We start from the raw sequence: 20,319 nt of genomic DNA on the forward strand, positions 1-20,319 counted from the left end.
ACCCGGGTTCCGGGCAAACCGGCCCGGCACCCCGTGCCCAGGGGCCCCCTGGGCACGGGGCACTTGTCGGGTGAGAGACAATGGAGGCTCTGTCAGGGCGGGTTGTATGAGGGGACGCATGTCGGAGGCGGAGCGGGCGGGCACATCTCGTCAGGACACTCGTCAGGACAACAGGGAGCGTCTCCTGGCGGGGCGCTACCGGCTGGGCGACGTGCTCGGCCGTGGCGGCATGGGCACGGTGTGGCGCGCCGAGGACGAGACGCTGGGGCGGACGGTCGCCGTCAAGGAGCTGCGGTTCCCGACCAACATCGACCAGGAGGAGAAGCGGCGGCTGATCACGCGGACGCTGCGCGAGGCCAAGGCCATCGCGCGGATCCGCAACAACAGCGCCGTGACCGTCTTCGACGTGGTCCAGGAGGACGACCGGCCCTGGATCGTGATGGAGCTCGTCGAGGGCAAGTCGCTCGCCGAGGTCATCCGGGAGGACGGGCTCCTCGAGCCGAAGCGGGCCGCCGAGGTCGGGCTCGCCGTCCTCGATGTGCTGCGGTCCGCGCACCGCGAGGGCATCCTGCACCGCGACGTGAAGCCGTCGAACGTGCTGATCTCCGACGACGGCCGGGTCGTGCTCACCGACTTCGGTATCGCCCAGGTCGAGGGCGACCCGTCCATCACCTCGACCGGCATGCTCGTCGGCGCGCCCTCCTACATCTCCCCGGAGCGGGCGCGTGGGCACAAGCCTGGCCCGGCCGCCGACCTGTGGTCGCTCGGCGGGCTGCTGTACGCGTCGGTGGAGGGAGCGCCGCCGTACGACAAGGGGTCGGCCATAGCGACTCTCACCGCGGTGATGACCGAGCCGCTGGAGGAGCCGAAGAACGCGGGCCCGCTGACGGACGTCATCCACGGGCTGCTCACCAAGGACCCCGCCAAGCGGCTCGACGACGCGGGTGCCCGGGCGATGCTGAACTCCGTCATCAACGCGCCGGAGACGGCCGAGCCGGAGCCGATGGACGCGACGAAGGTCGTGCCGCTGCCGAAGCAGCCGGACAAGGCCTCGCGCAAGGGTGATTCGGCGGGCGCCGGGAGCAAGCGGGGCGAGGAGGCCGGGGAGCGGCTGCGCGGGGCGTTGCGCTCCGTGCGCAAGGCCGCGGCCGGACCGGCCGCGGCGTCGGCGGCGACCCGCGCCAGGACCGAGGACGACAAGCCCGCTTCCGGACCGAAGGACGAGGCGGCCGCCGGGGGCGCGGGCGCGGCCGTGTCGCAGTCGGGCCCGAAGCAGGCCTCGGGTGCCGTGGCTTCCGGGTCCCGTGAGCAGGGCCGGCAGGACGCGAAGGCGTCCTCCGAGGGGCGCAGTTCGGGGTGGCCCGTCATGCCGCCCCCGGATCTGCCGCCGCGCCAGGTGCCCCGGGCGCCGCTCACCGACGTGGTGTCGCGTCGGACCCTGGTGATCATCGCCGTGGTCGTGGTGCTCGCCGTGCTCGGCACGGTGCTCACCATCGCGTTCAGCGGGAACGGCCAGGGCTCGAAGGGGGCCGGGGGCGAGAGCGGCGGCAAGGCCGTCGCCACCGCGTCGGGCAGCGCCGACACCAAGGGCGACGAGAAGGGCGGCACGCGCCCCGACAACACCGCGACGCAGCCCACGCCGTCGGGGCCCGCCTCGAACACCGAAACGAGCGGCGGGGCGAGCGGGTCGGCCGGTGACGGCAAGGACGGGTCCGCCGGAAAGGGCACCGCGGCGGAGTCGACTCACAAGGGGGACCAGGGGTACTCGATCGGCCTGCCGAAGGGATGGAAGTTCCAGTCCACGGGCTCCGCCGGCGACCGGTTCACCGGGCCCGACGGGCAGAAGCTGCTCATCGCCTGGACGTCCACGCCCAAGGGCGACCCGGTGGCCGACTGGAAGAACCAGGAGCGCTACATGCAGCGCGCCGAGTACAAGAAGATCCGAATAGAGAAGGTGGACTACCGCGGCTGGAACACCGCCGACTGGGAGTTCACCTACCGGGAGAGCGGCACCAAGTACCGCACCATCGACCGCGGGTTCGTCGTCGACGACTCCCAGGGCTACGCGCTGATGTACACGGCGAAGGCCGACGGCTGGGGCGACCAGTTGCGCAAGGACACGTGGGCGACGCTGGCCAAGACCTTCGAACCCAAGTCCTGAGCGTGAGCCTCCCCGGGTTTGGGGAGGCAGATCTGGGCATCCCCACATTGCGGGTTGCCTGCGGCACGTATCGTAAATATTTGCGGTCCGTGCGCAGCCGGAACGGGCCGTGGGGCGAACGGATGTGACCGACCGGGCTGACGGGGGAGGCAACGTGGACGACTATGCGGGCCGGGTACTCGCCGACCGCTACCGCCTGCCGCTGCCGCCGTCCGACGAGTACGAACTCACCGAGACCCGGGCCTTCGACACCTACAGCGGACAGGAAGTCCTGGTCCGGCAGGTGCCGTTGCCGGAGGTGGTCGAGGCCGAGGTCCACGACGCGGAGGGACTGCCCGACGGTTTCACGGCGCGTGACGGTTTCACCGCGCGTGACGGTGGCGCGCGGCGGTCCGCCGGACGCCCGGGCACCCGGCGGCCCACGGATCCGGTGGTACGGCGCGCGGTCGACGCCGCCCAGGCCGCCGCGGCCATTCCCGACCATCCGCGGCTCGACCAGGTCTTCGACGTGTTCGCCGAGGGCGGTTCGCTGTGGATCGTCAGCGAGCTGGTGGCCGCGCGACCGCTGGCGGCCCTGCTCGCCGAGAAGCCGCTGACGCCGTACCGGGCGGCCGAGGTCGCCTCCGACGTCCTCATGGCGCTGCGGGTGCTGCACGGCCACGGCTGGGTGCACCGGAACGTCACCGCGCGGACGGTGCTGGTCTGCGACGACGGCCGGGTGATGCTGACCGGTCTCGCGGTGGGCGCCGCGGAGGAGGCGCTGTGCGGGTACGACCCGGTTCCGGCCGCCGAAGAGCCCCAGCGGGGGCCGGCCCCCGAGGGCGGTGCCGGGCCGGTCAACGGCGCCGGAGGCCCGGGCGGCCTCGGTGGCGCGGCCGATCCTGAGGCCGCGCGGCGAGCCGCCATAGAGGCACGGGAGGCCAGGGGACTGCCCGCGGCCGGGGGTGGCACGGCGGGCGGGGGCCAGGTCGTGCCCGCCCGCGGGAGTGCGGACGACAGCGGTGACCCACGGGTCGCGCGCGCCGGGGCCATCGCGGCCTACCGGGCGGGTGCCCGGGCCGCCGCACGGGTCCAGGAGGCGCAGGAGGGCGGCCGGGCCGCACTGCCCGGAGCCAGGTCCGCCCCGGACGGCGGGCCCGCGTCCCACGGCGACGGTTCGGCGCAGTCGCCGTACATCCCCGGGCAGGGCACGGCACCAGGAGCGGGGCCGCCGGGCCGGATAGCCGACCCCTACGGCGTGGCCGGCGCCCCCCGGACGACCGCCTGGCACGGTGCCACGCCCCGGGGCGGAACCGGCGGCGCGCCCCTGCCGCAAGGGCAGGGCCAGGAGCAGGCGGCTCTCCCGCCGGCCCCGGACCCCGCCGGCCAGGGCGCGCCCGCCCGCTGGGACGAGCTGGTCGCCGACACCCCCGCAACCCGGCGCGGACCGGCCACGGCCCTGGCGGCCGAGCGGGCGCGGCAGGCCCGGATGGCGGTGGTGGGGCCGGTGACGGAGCGCTGGGCGCCCGAGCAGGCCGGACCCGTGCACGAGAACTGGCAGTTGGCCGCCCCGATCGGTCCCGCGACCGACCTGTGGGCGCTCGGCGCGCTGCTCTTCAGGGCCGTACAGGGGCATGCGCCCTACCCGGAGGAGTCGACGGCCGAACTGGTGCAGATGGTGTGCGCGGAGCCGCCCGCGTACGCCGAGGAGTGCGGGCCGCTCCGGCCGGTCGTGGAGTCGCTGCTGCGTCAGGACCCGACCGAGCGCCTCGACTTCGAGGAACTGCGCGGCTGGCTGCGCTCGCTCGTGCGCTCGGCGCCCGAGCCGGAGGCCGGGGTGCACGTCGTCGCGGCGCCGCCCGCCGACGCGAGCCGGCTGCCCGTCGTACGCCGCCGTGGCGAGCTCGTGCGCAGGCGGAAGGCCGGGCTGCCCGCGCACCACGGGCGGCACAAACGGGCCAAGCGTGAGTCCCGGTCGCCGAACCGCCTCGGCCGCACGCTGCTCCTGCTGGTCCTGCTCGCGATGGCCGCCGCGATCGCGTACGCCATGCTCTTCATGCCCAAGTCGAAGACCGACGGCGCGGAAGGCACGAGCGGCACGGACCGTGCCGGTTCCGCCGGTGAGGTCAGCCAGGCGCCCGAGCCGGACGCCAGCAGCGAGCCCCGGCCCGACCAGACGTCGCCGGGGGCGGAGAAGAGCCCGTCGGGGTCGGCCGGTTCCGCCGAGACTCAGACCGCCGGCCCCGATGTCGCCGACGGTTTCACCCTGCGCAAGGACCCGGCGGGGTTCCAGGTCGCCGTCGCCAAGGGCTGGGACCGCACCCCGCGCAACGGCAGCGGCCAGGTCGTCTACGCGAAGGGCGACTTCGAGCTCATCGTCGTGCCCGGCCGGGACAGCGCGTCGGAGTACGGCGGTGACCCGATGGCCTACCAGCGGGAGCGGGAGCGCGAGTTGCAGCCGTACCGCGACTCCAGCTGGGCCACCTCCACCGGGCTGAAGACCATCGAGGTGGGCGGACGGACCATGGCCGAGGGGCAGTTCACCTGGACCGGCGGCGACGGGGGCGAGCTGTATGTGCGCAACCTCGCGATGCTGGTCGAGGGGCGGTACCACGTGGTCCAGGTGCGCGGGCCGGAGGCCGAGCGGGACGAGGTGACGCGGTTGTACGAGCAGGCGGCGGCGACCTACAGGGCGACGGGCTGAGCGTCCGGCGCGCCGCCTGTACGCGGTAGTTCAACCCCTGGTTGCCTCACGTCCCAGCAGGCGACAACCGTCACAGTGCGGTCACCGTGGTACCCCGCTTGTTCCCTGGGGAGCGGCGGGTCCTTACGCTGACCCTGTCAAGACCATTGCGGGGCAACGTGAATCAGATGCAGGGCCAGCTCGTCGCGGGCCGCTACCGGCTCGCCGACTCCATCGGCAGCGGCGGCATGGGCCGGGTGTGGCGCGCCCATGACGAGGTGCTGCACCGATCCGTCGCCATCAAGGAGTTGACGGCGGCCCTCTACGTCTCCGAGAGCGAACAGGCCATCCTCCTGGCGCGCACCCGGGCGGAGGCACGGGCCGCCGCGCGGATCAACCACTCGGCGGTCGTCACGGTCCACGACGTGCTGGAGCACGACGGCCGCCCGTGGATCGTGATGGAACTGGTCGAGGGCCGCTCGCTGGCCGACGCGGTCAAGGAGGAGGGGCGCGTCGAGCCGCGCGAGGCGGCACGCGTCGGCCTCTGGGTGCTGCGGGCCCTGCGCGCCGCGCACACCGCCGGTGTCCTGCACCGCGACGTCAAGCCGGGCAACGTCCTGCTCGGCAGGGACGGACGCGTCCTGCTCACCGACTTCGGCATCGCCCAGATCGAGGGCGACACGACCATCACGCGGACCGGAGAGGTCGTCGGCTCCGTCGACTACCTGGCGCCCGAGCGAGTACGGGGTCACGACCCGGGTCCGTCATCCGACCTGTGGGCGCTCGCCGCGACGCTCTACACGGCCGTGGAGGGCCGGTCGCCGTTCCGCCGCACCACCCCGCTGACCACCATGCAGGCGGTGGTCGAGGAAGAGGCCGCACAGCTGCGGCACGCCGGTCCGCTCGGGCCCGTCATCACTGCCCTGCTGCGCAAGGATCCGGCCACCCGGCCCGACGCGTCCGAGGCCGAGCGGATGCTCGCCGAGGCGGCGGAGGGGCGGCAGCCCAGCGGGGCGCAGGCGTACGTCCCTACGCAGCACGGGGGGACGCCGTACCGGGACGCCCACAGCGGCACGGGCACGGCGGGCACGGGCATGTCCGGCACCGGCTCCGGTTCGCACACCCGGACACCGCTCCCGCCGCTGGCCGGCACGCCCGCCACCGGCACGCCCGCCCCCGGGACGCCGACGTCCGGGACCCCGGTCGCCGGCCATCAGGGGACCGGCCCCACCACCATCGGTCCGGCTGCGGGGGGCTCGCAGCAGGCGAGTTCGGGTTCGGGCCGTCGTCGTCGGCTGCGCACGCTCGCCCTCGTCGTCGCGCTCGCGGCCATCATCGGCGGCGGCACCGCCGTGGTGCTGCAGCAGTGGGACGAGAGCCGCCGGACACCGGCCGACGCCTCGGCGTCGGTCGGCCCCACGAGCACGCGGCAGCCCGGCGGATCGGTGCCCGAGAGCTGGATCCGTCACAACGACCCCGTGGGTTTCAGCCTCTCCCTGCCCAAGGGCTGGAAGCGCAAGCCCTTCAGCGAGAAGGGGGAGCTCAAGCAGATCGACTACACGCCCGACGGCGGACGGCACTTCGTCCGGATCGCCATCGACACCTCACCGGACTTCGCCGACCCGTACGCACACCAGCTCGACCTGGAGCAGCAGCTCCAGCGGCTCCAGGACTACAAGCGGGTCGCCCTGGAGCGGAACGTCTACCGCGACCGCGAGGGCGCCCTGTGGGAGTACACCTGGACCGCGAGGGCGAAGGACACCCCGTTCCCCGGCCCGCGCCGGGCCATCGAGGAGACGTACGTCGCCCGCGACGGCACCGAGTACGCGCTCTACATGTCCTCGCCGACGGCGGACTGGGCGAAGGCGCGCAAGCAGTTCACCTCGCTGCTCCAGGGCTGGCAGGAGAAGACCTCCTGACGCGGGGGCCCGTGCGGACGGAGCCCTGCTGACGCGGGCCGTCTGTTTCGGCCACCCACGGGCGCCGCCCCGGAGCCGATCCGTCCGGTGGGGCATGATTGCCGCATGGGCACCGAGGGGCACAACACGCGTGTCATCGCGGGCCGCTACCGGTTCGAGGAGAGACTCGGGCGCGGTGGCATGGGCGTCGTGTGGCGGGCGACCGACCAGCTGCTCGGCCGGGGCGTGGCCGTCAAGGAGCTCCCCTACGACGAGACGCTCTCCGCGGCGGAGGCACGCCGGCAGCGGGACCGTACGCTGCGCGAGGCCCGGGCCGTCGCCCAGCTGAGTCATCCGCACATCATCGTGGTCCACGACGTCGTCGAGGACGACGAACGCCCGTACATCGTCATGGAGCTGATCGAGGGCGGTTCGCTCGCCGACCGGGTCGCCGCCCGGGGTCCGGTGGACGCCGCCGAGGCCGCACGCATCGGCATCGACCTGCTGGGCGCGCTGCGCGCGGCGCACGCGGCCGGGGTCCTGCACCGCGACCTCAAGCCCGCGAACGTCCTGCTGGAGGCCGGAACCGACCGGGTCGTCCTCACCGACTTCGGCATCGCCCAGGTCGCGGGCGCCCCCACCCTCACCGAGAACAACTCCTTCGTCGGCTCGCCCGAGTACACCGCGCCCGAGCGGATGTCGGGGGCCAGGACCGGGCCCGAGTCCGACCTGTGGTCGCTGGGCGCGCTGCTGTGCGCGGCCCTCAGCGGCGAGTCGCCGTTCCGCCGCGACTCGCTGGGCGGCATCCTGCACGCGGTCGTCGCCGCCGAGATCCGGCCACCCGCGCAGGCTGGGCCGCTCCTGCCCGTCGTACAGGGCCTGCTCGAACGCGATCCGGACCGGCGGCTGGACGCGGACCGGGCGGAGCGGATGCTGCGGGCCTTTCGCGAGACGGGCCGGACGCCGGAGGCGCCGCCGCCCGGGTACGTGCCGACGGTCCGGGACACACCGGGCGGACGGCCGCTCGGCACAGCGCGGGACGCCGCCGGCCGGCAGCCGTTCATGCCGCCGTCGTCCATGCCCGCACCGGGCCGGCTCGCCAAACACCTGATGCGGCAGCCCACCCGGAGGGTGCTCGTGGCCGCGCTGCTGGTCGCCGCGATGGCGGGGGCGGGAGTGTCCGCGGCGGCGCTGCTCATGGACGAGAGCGGTGAGCCGGGAGGAGGCTCCACACCGACGAGTTCGGCTCCCGGGACGCCCACGCCCAAGCCCTCGTCCCCGAGCGCCCCCGCCCCCACGACCACTCCGGTCAGCTCTCCTACCGGAACAAACGGGAGATAAGCCCTCGGTCAGGGTCACGGGTCTGTGACCGGTTCGCGGCATTGGTGGATACGTAAGCGCTTGGCGCGATATGGATGACCTCATGAGCAACGACGGGGGAGCCGGATCCGGGGCCGACGAGCCGACAAGTTTTGTTCTGCAACCTCCCAACCCGCAGGTGCCGGTACCGGGCAACCCGTACGCGACGCCCACCCGGGTCGTGTCGCCCCGGTCGGCGACCGAGGCGCCGGCGGCGACGCCGACGGCCGAGGAACCCGGCGCCGGGCGGCTCATCGCCGGGCGTTACCGGCTGATCGCCAAGCTCGGGCACGGCGGCATGGGCACGGTGTGGCGTGCCGAGGACGAGACGGTGGACCGGGAGGTCGCCGTCAAGGAGCCCCGCGTCCCGGATCATCTTCCCGACCGCGAACGCGCCAACGCCTTCGAGCGCATGCGCCGCGAGGCGCGTGCCGCGGCCCGGCTCGACCATCCGGCGGTGGTCGACGTCCACGACGTGGCGGTCGTGGACGACCAGCCGTGGATCGTGATGGAGCTGGTGCGGGGCCGGTCGCTGGGCGACGCGCTCCAGGAGGGCACCCTGTCCGCGCGCGAGGCCGCCCGGATCGGCCTGGAGGTGCTCGGCGCGCTGGAGGCCGCGCACGCGGCGGGCATCCTGCACCGCGATGTGAAACCGGACAACGTGCTGCTCGGCCGGTACGACCGGGTCGTCCTCACGGACTTCGGCATCGCCCAGATCGAGGGCGAGACCAGCCTGACCGACACCGGCGGCTTCGTCGGCTCACCGGAGTACATCGCGCCGGAACGGGTGCTGGGCCAGCGCCCGGGCCCGGCCAGCGACCTGTGGTCCCTGGGCGTCGTGCTGTACGCGGCGACCGAGGGCGTCTCGCCGTTCCGCCGCAGCAACACCCCCGCCACGCTGCAGTCCGTCCTCAACGCCACGCCCGCTCCGCCCGCCTCCGCCCCGGGCCCGCTGGCCGAGGTCATCACGGCCCTGCTGCACAAGGACCCGGCCCGCCGCCCGAACGCGGCACAGGTGCGTGCCCGGCTGGAGGCGGCCGCGAACCCACCCGCCGCACAGCCCACCCAGGTCGTGCGGGCCACAGCCCAGGGCGCCGCCGGACGGGGCATCCGGCTCGGCCGCGGGGCGTGGACCGGGCTCGGCGTGGCCGTCGTCGTGGCGGCGGTGACGGCGGGCCTGGTCGTCGCGGACCCGTTCGCCGGGCCGTTGCCCGACGGCTGGCAGACCAAGCGGGAGCAGAGCCTCGCCGTGTCGCTGGCCGTCCCCGACGAGTACCGGCGGACCGTGCCCGACCGGAAGACGGACCAGGGGCACTGGGTCACGTACACCGACTGGAGCGGCAGCATCTGGATCGGCCTGACCCTCGACAGGAAGGCGGAGGACACCGGCGGCAACATCGCGGGCTCCGCGGCCGCCGAGATGTACGACGACGACAGCAGGTTCAAGGAGAGCGGCAGCTACGACCTGGACATGCCCCGGAACCCGAGCACGAACCCCAGGGTGACCACGTACAGGGACGAGAAGGCCGCCGAGAACACCGTCTCCTACGCGACCGACGACAGCGAGAACCCGCGTCCCCGCGAACTCCGCATGTTCTACTACCGGACTCCCGGCGGCGACATGTACAAGCTCACCGTCAGCTACCCGGGCAAGGGCGACTTCACCGGCCGCGGACGTGAGGTGGCGAGCACGGCGATCGCGAATCTGGACATAGACAAGACCTGAACCCGGACATCCAACACCCCCGGAAACGGCCCGCGTCGACAACCGCACGCCCCGCACGGTACTGATGGGGCATGAGCAACGACGGGGGCGGGGCGGGCGCCCAGGGCCGGCTGATCGGTGGGCGCTACCGGCTGATCGAGCGTATCGGCTCCGGCGGGACGGGCACCGTCTGGCGGGCCCGCGATGAGCTCGTACAGCGTGAAGTCGCCGTCAGGCAGCCCTGGTTGCCGGGCGGCCCGGAGGACGAGAGCCACCGGCGTGCGGCCCACCGGCTCCACCGTGCGGCCCGGGCCGCCGCCCGTGTCGACCATCCCGCCGCGGTCACCATCCACGACGTGGTCGTCGAGGCGGAGCGGCCGGACGAAGGCCAGCGCCCTTCGGGCCCCGAAGAGATCGACGCGGCCGAGGCCCTCGACGGACTCCCCTGGATCGTCATGGAGTCGGTCCCGGGCGAGTCCTTGCAGGACACGCTCCGGCACGGCCCCGTCGACGCGCGCGAAGCGGCCCGGATCGGCCTCGCCGTTCTCGGTGCCCTGCGCGCCGCGCACTCCGTCGGCATCGTGCACCGGGATGTGAAACCCGCCAATGTGCTGCTCGGCCCCGAGCGGCGTGTCGTCCTCACCGACTTCGGCCTCGACCATGCCGGCGGCAAGGAATCCCTCATGGCCGACGGGGAGTTCGTCGCCCCCGAGCGGCTGTCCGGCCGTACCGCCGGGCCCGCGTCCGACCTGTGGTCCCTCGGTGCCCTGCTGTACGCCGCCGTGGAGGGCTCGTCCCCGTTCCGCCGCACCACGCCGGAGGCGACACTCGCCGCCGTCCTCGCCGCCGAGCCGGCCGAACCGGCCGAACCGAAGCGGGCCGGACCGCTCGGCCCGCTGATCGCCCGGCTGCTGGCGCACGACCCCGCGCGGCGGCCGACGGCCGAGGAGGTCGCGAAGGAACTGGAGGCGGTCGCGGGACCACCGCCCCTCGCGCCCCTCGCGGAGACACCCGCCGGGGACCAGGAGGCCGAAGACATACGGGAGCCGGCGGACGACCCAGGCCCCGGCCCGGGTTCAGGGCCCGTTCGGGGTTCAGGCCCCGTTCCGGGTTCAGGGCCCGTTCCCGGCTCAGGCCCCGGCCCGGAAACCCACCCGGACGCGGCCGCGGCACCACCGGAGTCGCCGAAACGGCACGGCCTCCTCCGCCCCACCCCCCTCGCCCTCCTCGGCGCACTGCTCGCCGGCGGCATCGGCGCCGCCACCCACCTCGGCGGCACCGACAGCGCGGAGAGCGCCGAACAGACCGCCGAGACGACGGACACCTGGACCCCGCACCACGATCCGGACCTGGCGGCCGTACTCCGCCTCCCGCGCCACTACCGCGAACTCGACCGGACCGGCAGCGCGACCGACCAGCCCCGCACCGTGCTCTACGGCGACGAACGGGGCGGCACCATCCAGGTCCGCCTCCTTCTCTGGGACCGGGCCCCGGGCTCCCCGATGGACCAGGCCCGGAAGGCACCCGCCGTCCCGGGGGACACCGATGACACCCGGTACGACCGCACCCGCGTCCAGGGCCACGAGGCCGCCCTCGCCGACACCGCCTACCGCGCGGACGAGGGTCCTCGACGCGTCCTGCGCCTGCTGATCCGCACCGGCGACGACCGCATGTACGAACTGCGCGTCGACATGCCCAGAGGCACGCCGGAGGAGGAGGAAGGCACCTCGCTGTTCGAGGGCGCCCGCGACCGGCTGGGGATCGGCTCGGGATCGTAAAAGGCTGAATTACACCGACTGTCACCGCACAACGCGCTGATCAGGGCGTTTGTTGCCAGCAGCCACTGGCGTCGTGTGTGCACTCGGTGAAGCCGTATTACCGACGGGTACCCAAAGCCTCCGCCGGGGCATACTCTGCGCCTCATGACGGACGCGCACGCCCCGGAGAAGACCGGCACGGCACAGACCGGCACGAACCCCCTCGCCCCCGCCCCGGAGGGCGCCCGCACCGCCGCCGACGTGGTCACGCCGGAGCTGGTCGCCCAGCTCACCAAGGGCGTGGCCGGCTCCGGCCGCACCGCCAACCACACGCCGTTCACCGGGGAGAAGCTGGCCGACCTCCCCGAGTCGACGCCCGAGGACGTGGCGAAGGCCTTCGAACTGGCCCGCACCGCCCAGGCCGTGTGGGAACAGACGCCCGTACGGCAGCGCGCCGCCGTCCTGCTCCGCTTCCACGACCTGGTGCTGGAGCGCCAGGCCGAGGTGCTCGACCTGATCCAGCTGGAGACCGGCAAGGCCCGGCTGCACGCCCACGAGGAGGTCCAGGCCGTCGCGGTCGCCGCCCGGCACTACGGTCGCAAGGCCCCCGCCTACCTCCGGCCCAAGCGGCACGCCGGTGCCATGCCGACCCTCACCAAGGTCACCGAGCTGCGCCACCCGCGCGGTGTGATCGGCCAGATCGCCCCCTGGAACTACCCGCTGGAGCTGTCGGTCGGCGACGCGATCCCGGCCTTCGTGGCGGGCAACGCGGTCGTCATGAAGCCGGACACGGAGACCTGCCTCACCGCCCTGTGGGCCCGCGACCTGCTCATCGAGGCCGGCCTGCCCGCCGACGTCTTCCAGGTCGTCCTCGGCGACGGCCCGGTCGTCGGCCCGGAGGTCGTCCGGCACGCCGATTACGTCTCCTTCACCGGCTCCACCCGCACCGGCCGCGAGGTCGCCCAGGGCGCCGCCGCCCGGCTGGTCGGCGTCTCCCTCGAACTCGGCGGCAAGAACGCCATGCTGGTGCTGGAGGACGCCGACATCGAGAAGGCGGCGGCCGGGGCCGTCCGCGCCTGCTTCTCCTCCGCCGGCCAGCTCTGCATCTCCATCGAGCGGCTGTACGTCCACGAGTCGATCGCGGACGCCTTCCTGGAGCGCTTCGCCGCCCGTACGAGGACGATGCGCCTGGGCAAGTCGCTGGCGTACGGCGCCGACATGGGGTCCCTGGTCGGCGAACGCCAGCTGGAGACCGTCACGCGGCACGTGGAGGAGGCGGTCGCCAAGGGCGCCAAGGTCCTCGCCGGCGGGACGGCCCGCCCGGACATCGGCCCGTACTTCTTCGAGCCGACGATCCTCGACGGGGTCGGCACGGAGATGTCCGTCTGCGCCGAGGAGACCTTCGGCCCGGTCGTCTCGGTCTACCGCTTCAAGGACGAGGACGAGGTCATCGAGCGCGCCAACGCCACGGCGTACGGCCTGAACTCCTCGGTCTGGACGAAGAACGCCCGGCGCGGCCAGGAGGTCGCCGCCCGGCTGCGCACCGGCACGGTCAACATCAACGAGGGCTACGCCCCGGCCTACGGCAGCGTCCAGTCGCCCATGGGCGGCATGAAGGACTCCGGCCTCGGCCGCCGCCACGGCTCCGAGGGCATCCTCAAGTACACCGAGGCCCAGACGGTCGCCCACCAGAGGGTCCTCCCGATGGCCCCCTCCCTCGGCATGGACGACGAGAAGTACGCCCAGTTCATGAGCCGCAGCCTCCGTCTGATGAAGGCATTCCGCTTCAGGTAGACGCCCTAGGGGCGCGGGGAACTGCGCGATCAACCACTGACGGCCCGCACGCGAAACTCAACGAGGAGAACACGTGCCTCAGGACGCTCACGACTACGACGTCATAGTCGTAGGCTCCGGCTTCGGCGGCTCCGTAACCGCCCTGCGCCTCACGGAAAAGGGCTACAAGGTCGGAGTCCTCGAAGCGGGCCGCCGCTTCACCCGCGAGAACCTCCCCAAGAACTCCTGGGACCTCAAGAACTATCTCTGGGCGCCGAAACTCGGCATGTACGGCATCCAGCGCATCCATCTGCTGGGCAATGTCATGGTCCTGGCCGGCGCGGGCGTCGGCGGCGGCTCCCTCAACTACGCCAACACCCTCTACGTCCCGCCGAAGCCGTTCTTCGAGGACCCGCAGTGGCGGGAGATCACGGACTGGCAGGACGAGCTGAAGCCGTACTACGACCAGGCCCGCCGCATGCTGGGCGTACGGCTCAACCCGACCATGACCCCGTCCGACGTCCACCTCAAGGCCGCCGCGGAGAAGATGGGCTGCGGCGACTCCTTCCACCTCGCCCCGGTCGGCGTCTTCTTCGGCGACGGCGAGGACGCCGACGGCACGGCGAAGGCGAAACCGGGCCAGGAGGTGCCCGACCCGTACTTCGGCGGCGCGGGCCCGGCCCGCAGGGCCTGCGCGGAGTGCGGCGAGTGCATGACCGGCTGCCGCCACGGCGCGAAGAACACCCTCAACGAGAACTATCTGCACCTGGCCGAGAAGGCCGGCGCCGTCGTCCACCCGCTGACGACGGTCGTCTCCGTCACCGACGACTCGCGTGGTGGATACGCCGTCGCCACGCTCCCCACCGACGACCGCCGCAAGGCGAAGGGCCGCACCTACACGGCCCGCCGGGTCGTCCTCGCCGCCGGCACCTACGGCACCCAGACCCTCCTGCACCGCATGAAGGCGGGCGGACAGCTGCCGTACGTCTCCGACAAGCTGGGCGAGCTGACCCGTACCAACTCCGAGGCCCTGGTCGGCGCCCAGACCGACGACCGGCGCTACCGCAAGGCGCACGGCGGCCGGAAGGCCGACTTCACCCGGGGCGTGGCCATCACGTCCTCGATCCACCCCGACGAGAACACCCATATCGAGCCGGTCCGCTACGGCAAGGGCTCGAACTCGATGGGCGGCCTGTCCATCCTCCAGGTCCCCTACGCCCGTGGCGCCTCGGGCACGTCCCGGGTCCTGGGCTTCCTCGCCCACGCGGCGAAGCACCCCCTGCTGGTGCTGCGTTCCCTGTCCAACCGCCGCTGGTCGGAGCGGACCATCATCGGCCTGGTGATGCAGTCGCTGGACAACTCCCTGACGACATATCTGAAACCCTCGGGCGCCGGACGCGGCCTGCTCACCGCGCGCCAGGGCCACGGCGCCCCCAACCCCAAGCAGATCAAGGCCGCCACGGAGAGCGCCTCGGCCCTGGCCGCCGAGATCAACGGCTTCGCCGGCTCGAACGTCGGCGAGCTGATGGGCACCCCGCTCACCGCCCACTTCCTGGGCGGCTGCCCCATCGGCGCCTCCCGCGAGACCGGCGTGATCGACCCCTACCACCGCCTCTACGGCCACTCCGGCATCTCGGTCGTCGACGGCGCCGCGGTCTCCGCCAACCTGGGCGTCAATCCGTCCCTCACCATCACCGCCCAGGCCGAGCGGGCGATGTCGTACTGGCCCAACAAGGGCGAGCCCGACCCCCGGCCGAAGCAGGGCGCGGCCTACGAACGTCTTCAGCCGGTCGAGCCCAAGTCCCCGGCCGTCCCGGCGGACGCGTTCGGCGCACTGCGGCTGCCGTTCCTGGGCCTGCCCGCGGTGCCGCCGAAGAAGTAGCCGAAGCCGGTACACGGAAGAGGGACCTGCGCCCCCCTCCGAGCGCAGGTCCCTCTTCCGTCTTGCGTAAAGCTCTGGCGTGTTACGCCTCGACGCCGGCCTTGCGGCGACGCACCACGAAGATCGCACCGGCACCGGCGACGACCGCGGCACCGCCGACGAGGCTGATCATCGGCAGGGCGGAGCTGGAGCCGGTCTCGGCGAGGCTGCCGGTGACCTCCGGCGTGGTGCCGCTCGGCTTCTCGTCGGTGACGGGCGCCTTGCCGCCTTCCTGCGGCTTGGTGCCACCGGTGTCCGTACCGGCCGAGACGATCTGGAACTTGTAGGAGATCCCACCGACGCCGGTGCACTCGGCGTCGTTGTCGCCGTAGACGGTCGCGCCGATCGCGAAGCCGGCGCCGACCGGGGCGGACTTGCTGACGTTGAGGCGCATCGGGATGTTGACCTCGTAGTCGGGCTTCAGCTCGTCGGTGTAGCCGACGTAGCCGACCGCGTAGCCGTCCTCGTTGAGGTCGACCCAGATCTTGTCCTGGGGGTCCCAGGCCTGGAGCTGGACCTGCTTGCTGGAGAACAGGTCCTCGCCGTACTTGCCGCCGGAGGCTCCTGCGTAGAAGTCGAGCTCGTTCAGCGTGGAGTCGGAGTTGTTGAGCACGTTCAGCGAGAACTTGTGCCAGCCGCTGCCCGCCGCGATCTTGCCGGCCAGGCCGGAGATGCTGACGTCGACCTTGGTGTCCTCGCAGACCGAGGGCTCGGGGTCGGGGGACTCCGACTCCTCGGGCTCGGACGCGGAGGGCGCCGGGGAGGACTCGCTCGCGGAGGCGCTCGGCGTGGGCGTCGTCTCCGGGGAGGACTCGCTCGCGGACGCGCTCGGAGTCGGCGTCGTCTCAGGCGTGGACTCGCTCGCCGACGGCGAGGGGGACGTCTCGGGAGCGGACTCGCTCACGGACGCGCTCGGAGTCGGCGTCGTTTCGTCGGTCGCGTACGCGGCCGGTGCCGCGAGCAGTGCCACCGGGGCTATGACCGCCGTAGCGGCCGCTGCTGCCATGGCGCGGCGAAGCTTCATGAAGACCTCGGAGAGTCCGGCGTACCGCAGGGTGCGGTACGAACGTTGGGGGAGGCCTCCGCGTGTGGGGCGCGGGAGTGCCCGTGGTTCTGCAGGTTTGATCCGTGAAACCTGTGAATGGTTGCACTGGCCTTCACAGGATTCTTATGTGGGCTGAGTCACATACATGACCTTCTTGTGAAGGCGCTTGCCGAACGCCTAGAACTGACGCTCGTGTCTGACAAACCGTCCGATGATCAGTCGTCGGCCTCCGAGATCCCCGACGACGTCTGGGAACAGTTCATCCGCGACTCCGAACGGGGCACCCGCGGCTCCGCCCCGAAGGAACCGTCCGCCCGGGCGCGCATGGTGACCGAGCGGCTGCGCCGGCAGGAGGAGCGGGGCGAGGTGCCCCCGGGGTGGCGCACCTCCCACGTGTCGCCGGAGACGAGCCGCCGGACGGGCCGCCGCCGCACGCTGTGGACCGTGCTCGGTGTCGCGGTCGCCGTCGCCGTGGCCGTGGTGGCCCTGAAGCCGTCGTTGCTGCCCGGTGACCCTTTCGGCACGGGTGAGTCCGAGGCCGGCGAGGCCTCCTCCCTGCCCGCCGAGACGGCGGCGCCCACCACCGCGCCCGGGGCGTCGGACCCCGAAACCCCCACCCTGGACGAGCCCTTCGCCGGCTCCCCGGCGCTGCGCTGGGCCGACGGCGAGGCCGGCATCGTCCTGCCCGAGGCGAAGGCCGTCGGCCCGGTCTCGAAGGACCGAGTGGAACAGGCCCTCAAGCTGACGAAGAAGCTGCTGGTCGCCGCCAACCTCGACCCGGCGACGGTACGCGGCGAGCGTCCCGAGGCCGCGCTCTCCGTGCTCGACCCCAAGCAGCCGGGGCTCCTCGACGGTCTGAACACCGCCCTGCGCTCCCCGAGCGACAAGCACGACCCGTTGACGATGTTCAGCCGTTTCGACCCCGACGAGATACGGCCGGTCGGCGACGTGATCAAGACGCGCGGACGTATGACGTTCGAGAAGGGCTCGCACGCCGGGGTCGCGGTGCGCGCCGACTACACCTTCGTCTACCCCGTCATGCGCGCCGACGGATCGACCGAGGTCACCCGCACGATCGTGCGCAGGGTCCTCGACGTCGAACTCGCCGATCCCGCCCGCTACCGGGTCACCCCGGGCCGGCTGACCGTCCGGGAGTACGACGAGGAGATCGGCAACTCCTCCTGCGACGTCAACGACGGCTACCTGCACCCGGAGTTCCCGTCGAGCGGGGAGAAGGGCCCCGACCCCACCGGCCCGACGACGGATCCGTACGACCGCAGCAGGAGCCTCGACGACGGTCACGCCTGCGGGACGGTGACCCGCACCTGAGCAGGTGCCAGAGGCAGCCCCGGCGAGCAGCCCCGGCAAGCGGGCGCGACGTGCACGGGCGAAGGGCCCCGCGGGGGTGGAGCCGCGGGGCCCTTCTTCTCGTCAGCACCGACGTCAGGGCAGCGCCGGTGCCTGGAAGCGGCGCCGGGGGGTGCGCCGCTGGTCTCGACTCCTGGCAAGGTCCGCCGGGCGGCCCCGGGCGTCCCCGGAGCCGTCCGTTCTCTTGGGTGACCGGGCTGCTGTCCCCTGCCGTCCGGTCACTTCCCTGGAGCGAGGTCCCACGACGCACGGCACGATCCGTACGTCTCATCGCTCCAGTGAGCCACGCGTGGTTCTTTCGGGCCCGCCCCTGGCTGGCACGGACAACGAGACCAACGAGGGGGCGCGGGGGCGGTCACGCGCCGTACGGGTGAGACGGGTGCGTACGTCTGTCCCGGGAACGCGGATTCTCCGGAGAATTCAGATCTTGCCCCGGCACAGCTCCAGCAGGGTCATCGCGAGGGCCGTGCCCGGCTTGCCCAGCGCGTCCCTGTAGTGGCCGAGCACCTCCATCTCGCGGGAGAGGTTCACGCGCCGGCCGCCGGAGGTGATCCGCGCCTCCTGGATGACGGCCGACACCGCCACCCGTTCCTGGATCAGGCCGATGATCCGGTCGTCGAGCGCGTCGATCCGCTCGCGTGCGCCGGTGATCACCTCGGCGGCCTCGGAGGTGCGGGCGCCGGTCACATCGGTGGCGGTGGTGGTGGCGGTGGGAACGGTCATGGGAGGGGCTCCTTGTCGTCGGGGGTGCCCCGGAGCGGCAAGGCCCGGACGACGGCAGACGCCCCGGGCCTTGTCGGCCCGGGGCGCCTGGGAAGTCGCTTGTCAGTTGCTCAAGCAGCACGACCATGGCAGCCGGCGGGCCGGATGCCATAGGTAAAGCGGAAGGTCTGGTGCGTGAGCATGGCGCTCAGTATGCACCGGGGCGGCGCGGCGTCCAAGCGGGTTCGCATCGTGAGACACGTAGGGCGGGACGAGAGGCCCCGAGCCCGGGCTTCCGTGGGCGGGACGCCGCGCACGAGCACCTCGGTAGAATCGGGTGGCACAAGACCCCCGCCCCACCGCCGGAAGGCACCCCGTGTCATCAGCGACTCCCGCTGCCAACGCCCCCGACACCGTCCTGGTCGTCGACTTCGGCGCGCAGTACGCCCAGCTCATCGCCCGTCGTGTCCGCGAGGCGCGGGTCTACAGCGAGATCGTGCCGAGCACCATGCCGGTCCAGGAGATCCTCGCCAAGAACCCCGCGGCGATCATCCTCTCCGGCGGCCCCTCGTCGGTCTACGAGGAAGGCGCCCCGAGCCTCGACCGCGCCATCTTCGAGGCCGGCGTCCCCGTCTTCGGCATGTGCTACGGCTTCCAGCTGATGGCGCGGACCCTCGGCGGCACCGTCGACAACACCGGAGCCCGCGAGTACGGCCGCACCGGCCTGCACGTCTCCAAGTCGTCCTCCACCCTCTTCGAGGGCACCCCCGCCGAGCAGGCCGTCTGGATGTCGCACGGCGACGCCTGCTCCGCCGCCCCCGAGGGCTTCTCCGTCACGGCCTCCACGGACGTCGTGCCGGTCGCCGCGTTCGAGAACGACGAGAAGAAGCTCTACGGCGTCCAGTACCACCCCGAGGTGATGCACTCCACGCACGGGCAGCAGGTGCTGGAGCACTTCCTGTACCGGGGCGCGGGCCTCAAGCCGAACTGGACGACCGGCAACGTCATCGAGGAGCAGGTCGCCGCGATCCGCGAGCAGGTCGGTGACCGGCGCGCCATCTGCGGGCTGTCCGGCGGTGTGGACTCCGCCGTCGCCGCCGCCCTCGTCCAGAAGGCCATCGGCTCCCAGCTGACCTGCGTGTACGTCGATCACGGCCTGATGCGCAAGGGTGAGACCGAGCAGGTCGAGAAGGACTTCGTGGCCGCGACCGGCGTCCAGCTGAAGGTCGTGGACGCGGAGGAGCGGTTCCTCAAGGCGCTCGCCGGGGTCTCCGACCCCGAGGAGAAGCGGAAGATCATCGGCCGCGAGTTCATCCGCGTCTTCGAGCAGGCCCAGGCCGAGATCATCGCCGACCAGGGCCCGGCCGTGGAGTTCCTCGTCCAGGGCACCCTCTACCCGGACGTGGTCGAGTCCGGCGGCGGCACCGGCACCGCCAACATCAAGTCCCACCACAACGTGGGCGGCCTGCCCGAGGACCTCGAGTTCCAGCTGGTCGAGCCGCTGCGCCAGCTGTTCAAGGACGAGGTCCGGATGGTCGGCCAGGAGCTCGGCCTGCCGGACGAGATCGTCCAGCGCCAGCCCTTCCCCGGCCCCGGTCTCGGCATCCGTATCGTCGGCGACGTCACCAAGGAGCGCCTGGACCTGCTGCGCGAGGCCGACGCCATCGCCCGCGAGGAGCTCACGGCCGCAGGCCTCGACCGGGACATCTGGCAGTGCCCGGTGGTCCTGCTCGCGGACGTCCGCAGCGTCGGCGTCCAGGGCGACGGCCGTACGTACGGCCACCCCATCGTGCTGCGCCCCGTCTCCTCCGAGGACGCCATGACGGCCGACTGGTCTCGTCTGCCGTACGACGTCCTGGCGAAGATCTCGACCCGGATCACCAACGAGGTGCGCGACGTCAACCGCGTCGTTCTCGACGTGACGTCGAAGCCGCCGGGGACGATCGAGTGGGAGTGACCCCCTAGGTG

The 20,319-nt window shown here is 72.6% G+C and carries 12 protein-coding genes; 10 read left to right on the forward strand and 2 right to left on the reverse strand.

Annotated features, from left to right (window positions below; translation table 11 throughout):
* Positions 1 to 118: 118 nt before the first annotated feature.
* From ACFZBT_RS06195 to ACFZBT_RS06230, 8 genes are all read left to right on the forward strand, one after another.
* Positions 119 to 2,161: a protein kinase gene (locus ACFZBT_RS06195; RefSeq protein WP_391099009.1), complete on the forward strand. Its 2,043-nt coding sequence runs from the start codon at positions 119 to 121 to the stop codon at positions 2,159 to 2,161.
* 154 nt (positions 2,162 to 2,315) lie between these two features.
* Positions 2,316 to 4,844, forward strand: a complete 2,529-nt coding sequence (locus ACFZBT_RS06200; protein WP_391099011.1) for a protein kinase — start codon at positions 2,316 to 2,318, stop codon at positions 4,842 to 4,844.
* Positions 4,845 to 5,011: 167 nt separating this feature from the next.
* On the forward strand, positions 5,012 to 6,742 hold the full coding sequence (locus tag ACFZBT_RS06205; protein ID WP_391099014.1) for a protein kinase: 1,731 nt from the start codon (positions 5,012 to 5,014) through the stop codon (positions 6,740 to 6,742).
* Positions 6,743 to 6,847: 105 nt separating this feature from the next.
* Positions 6,848 to 8,062 (forward strand): protein kinase, encoded by a 1,215-nt coding sequence (locus ACFZBT_RS06210; protein WP_391099017.1) that lies wholly within the window; start codon positions 6,848 to 6,850, stop codon positions 8,060 to 8,062.
* A gap of 82 nt (positions 8,063 to 8,144) precedes the next feature.
* The gene (locus ACFZBT_RS06215; protein ID WP_391099019.1) at positions 8,145 to 9,806 is read left to right on the forward strand and encodes a protein kinase; all 1,662 of its coding nucleotides are present in this window, start codon (positions 8,145 to 8,147) and stop codon (positions 9,804 to 9,806) included.
* Positions 9,807 to 9,877: 71 nt separating this feature from the next.
* Positions 9,878 to 11,563, forward strand: coding sequence for a protein kinase (locus ACFZBT_RS06220; protein ID WP_391099022.1), 1,686 nt, complete (start codon positions 9,878 to 9,880; stop codon positions 11,561 to 11,563).
* Positions 11,564 to 11,707: 144 nt separating this feature from the next.
* On the forward strand, positions 11,708 to 13,336 hold the full coding sequence (locus ACFZBT_RS06225) for a succinic semialdehyde dehydrogenase (RefSeq protein ID WP_391099024.1): 1,629 nt from the start codon (positions 11,708 to 11,710) through the stop codon (positions 13,334 to 13,336).
* 73 nt (positions 13,337 to 13,409) lie between these two features.
* Entirely contained in the window at positions 13,410 to 15,197 is a 1,788-nt protein-coding gene (locus ACFZBT_RS06230; protein WP_391099027.1) for a GMC family oxidoreductase N-terminal domain-containing protein, read from the forward strand.
* Between the two features lie 82 nt (positions 15,198 to 15,279).
* Here the strand turns inward: ACFZBT_RS06230 and ACFZBT_RS06235 are convergent, their stop codons facing one another.
* On the reverse strand, positions 15,280 to 16,242 hold the full coding sequence (locus tag ACFZBT_RS06235) for an LAETG motif-containing sortase-dependent surface protein (protein ID WP_391099030.1): 963 nt from the start codon (positions 16,240 to 16,242) through the stop codon (positions 15,280 to 15,282).
* 231 nt (positions 16,243 to 16,473) lie between these two features.
* On the opposite strand from ACFZBT_RS06235, the gene ACFZBT_RS06240 reads away from it, so the two are divergent.
* Positions 16,474 to 17,610 carry a hypothetical protein gene (locus tag ACFZBT_RS06240; protein WP_391099033.1) on the forward strand — a complete coding sequence of 379 codons (1,137 nt, stop codon included), beginning with the start codon at positions 16,474 to 16,476 and terminating at the stop codon, positions 17,608 to 17,610.
* Positions 17,611 to 18,069: 459 nt separating this feature from the next.
* Here the strand turns inward: ACFZBT_RS06240 and ACFZBT_RS06245 are convergent, their stop codons facing one another.
* Positions 18,070 to 18,372 (reverse strand): chorismate mutase, encoded by a 303-nt coding sequence (locus ACFZBT_RS06245; RefSeq protein WP_391099036.1) that lies wholly within the window; start codon positions 18,370 to 18,372, stop codon positions 18,070 to 18,072.
* Between the two features lie 355 nt (positions 18,373 to 18,727).
* Between ACFZBT_RS06245 and guaA the strand changes: the two genes are divergently transcribed.
* Positions 18,728 to 20,308, forward strand: a complete 1,581-nt coding sequence (gene guaA, locus ACFZBT_RS06250) for a glutamine-hydrolyzing GMP synthase (RefSeq protein WP_391099038.1) — start codon at positions 18,728 to 18,730, stop codon at positions 20,306 to 20,308.
* Positions 20,309 to 20,319 lie beyond the last annotated feature (11 nt).

It is taken from the genome of Streptomyces sp. NPDC008137 (assembly GCF_042957035.1).
Classification (GTDB): Bacteria; Actinomycetota; Actinomycetes; order Streptomycetales; family Streptomycetaceae; genus Streptomyces.

Bases quoted from the DNA above. Each gene is read 5' to 3' on its own strand.
- ACFZBT_RS06245 (WP_391099036.1), bottom strand. From the start codon at position 18,372: ATGACCGTTCCCACCGCCACCACCACCGCCACCGATGTGACCGGCGCC.
- ACFZBT_RS06220 (WP_391099022.1), top strand. From the start codon at position 9,878: ATGAGCAACGACGGGGGCGGGGCGGGCGCCCAGGGCCGGCTGATCGGT.
- ACFZBT_RS06195 (WP_391099009.1), top strand. From the start codon at position 119: ATGTCGGAGGCGGAGCGGGCGGGCACATCTCGTCAGGACACTCGTCAG.
- ACFZBT_RS06210 (WP_391099017.1), top strand. From the start codon at position 6,848: ATGGGCACCGAGGGGCACAACACGCGTGTCATCGCGGGCCGCTACCGG.
- ACFZBT_RS06225 (WP_391099024.1), top strand. From the start codon at position 11,708: ATGACGGACGCGCACGCCCCGGAGAAGACCGGCACGGCACAGACCGGC.
- ACFZBT_RS06215 (WP_391099019.1), top strand. From the start codon at position 8,145: ATGAGCAACGACGGGGGAGCCGGATCCGGGGCCGACGAGCCGACAAGT.
- ACFZBT_RS06235 (WP_391099030.1), bottom strand. From the start codon at position 16,242: ATGGCAGCAGCGGCCGCTACGGCGGTCATAGCCCCGGTGGCACTGCTC.
- ACFZBT_RS06205 (WP_391099014.1), top strand. From the start codon at position 5,012: ATGCAGGGCCAGCTCGTCGCGGGCCGCTACCGGCTCGCCGACTCCATC.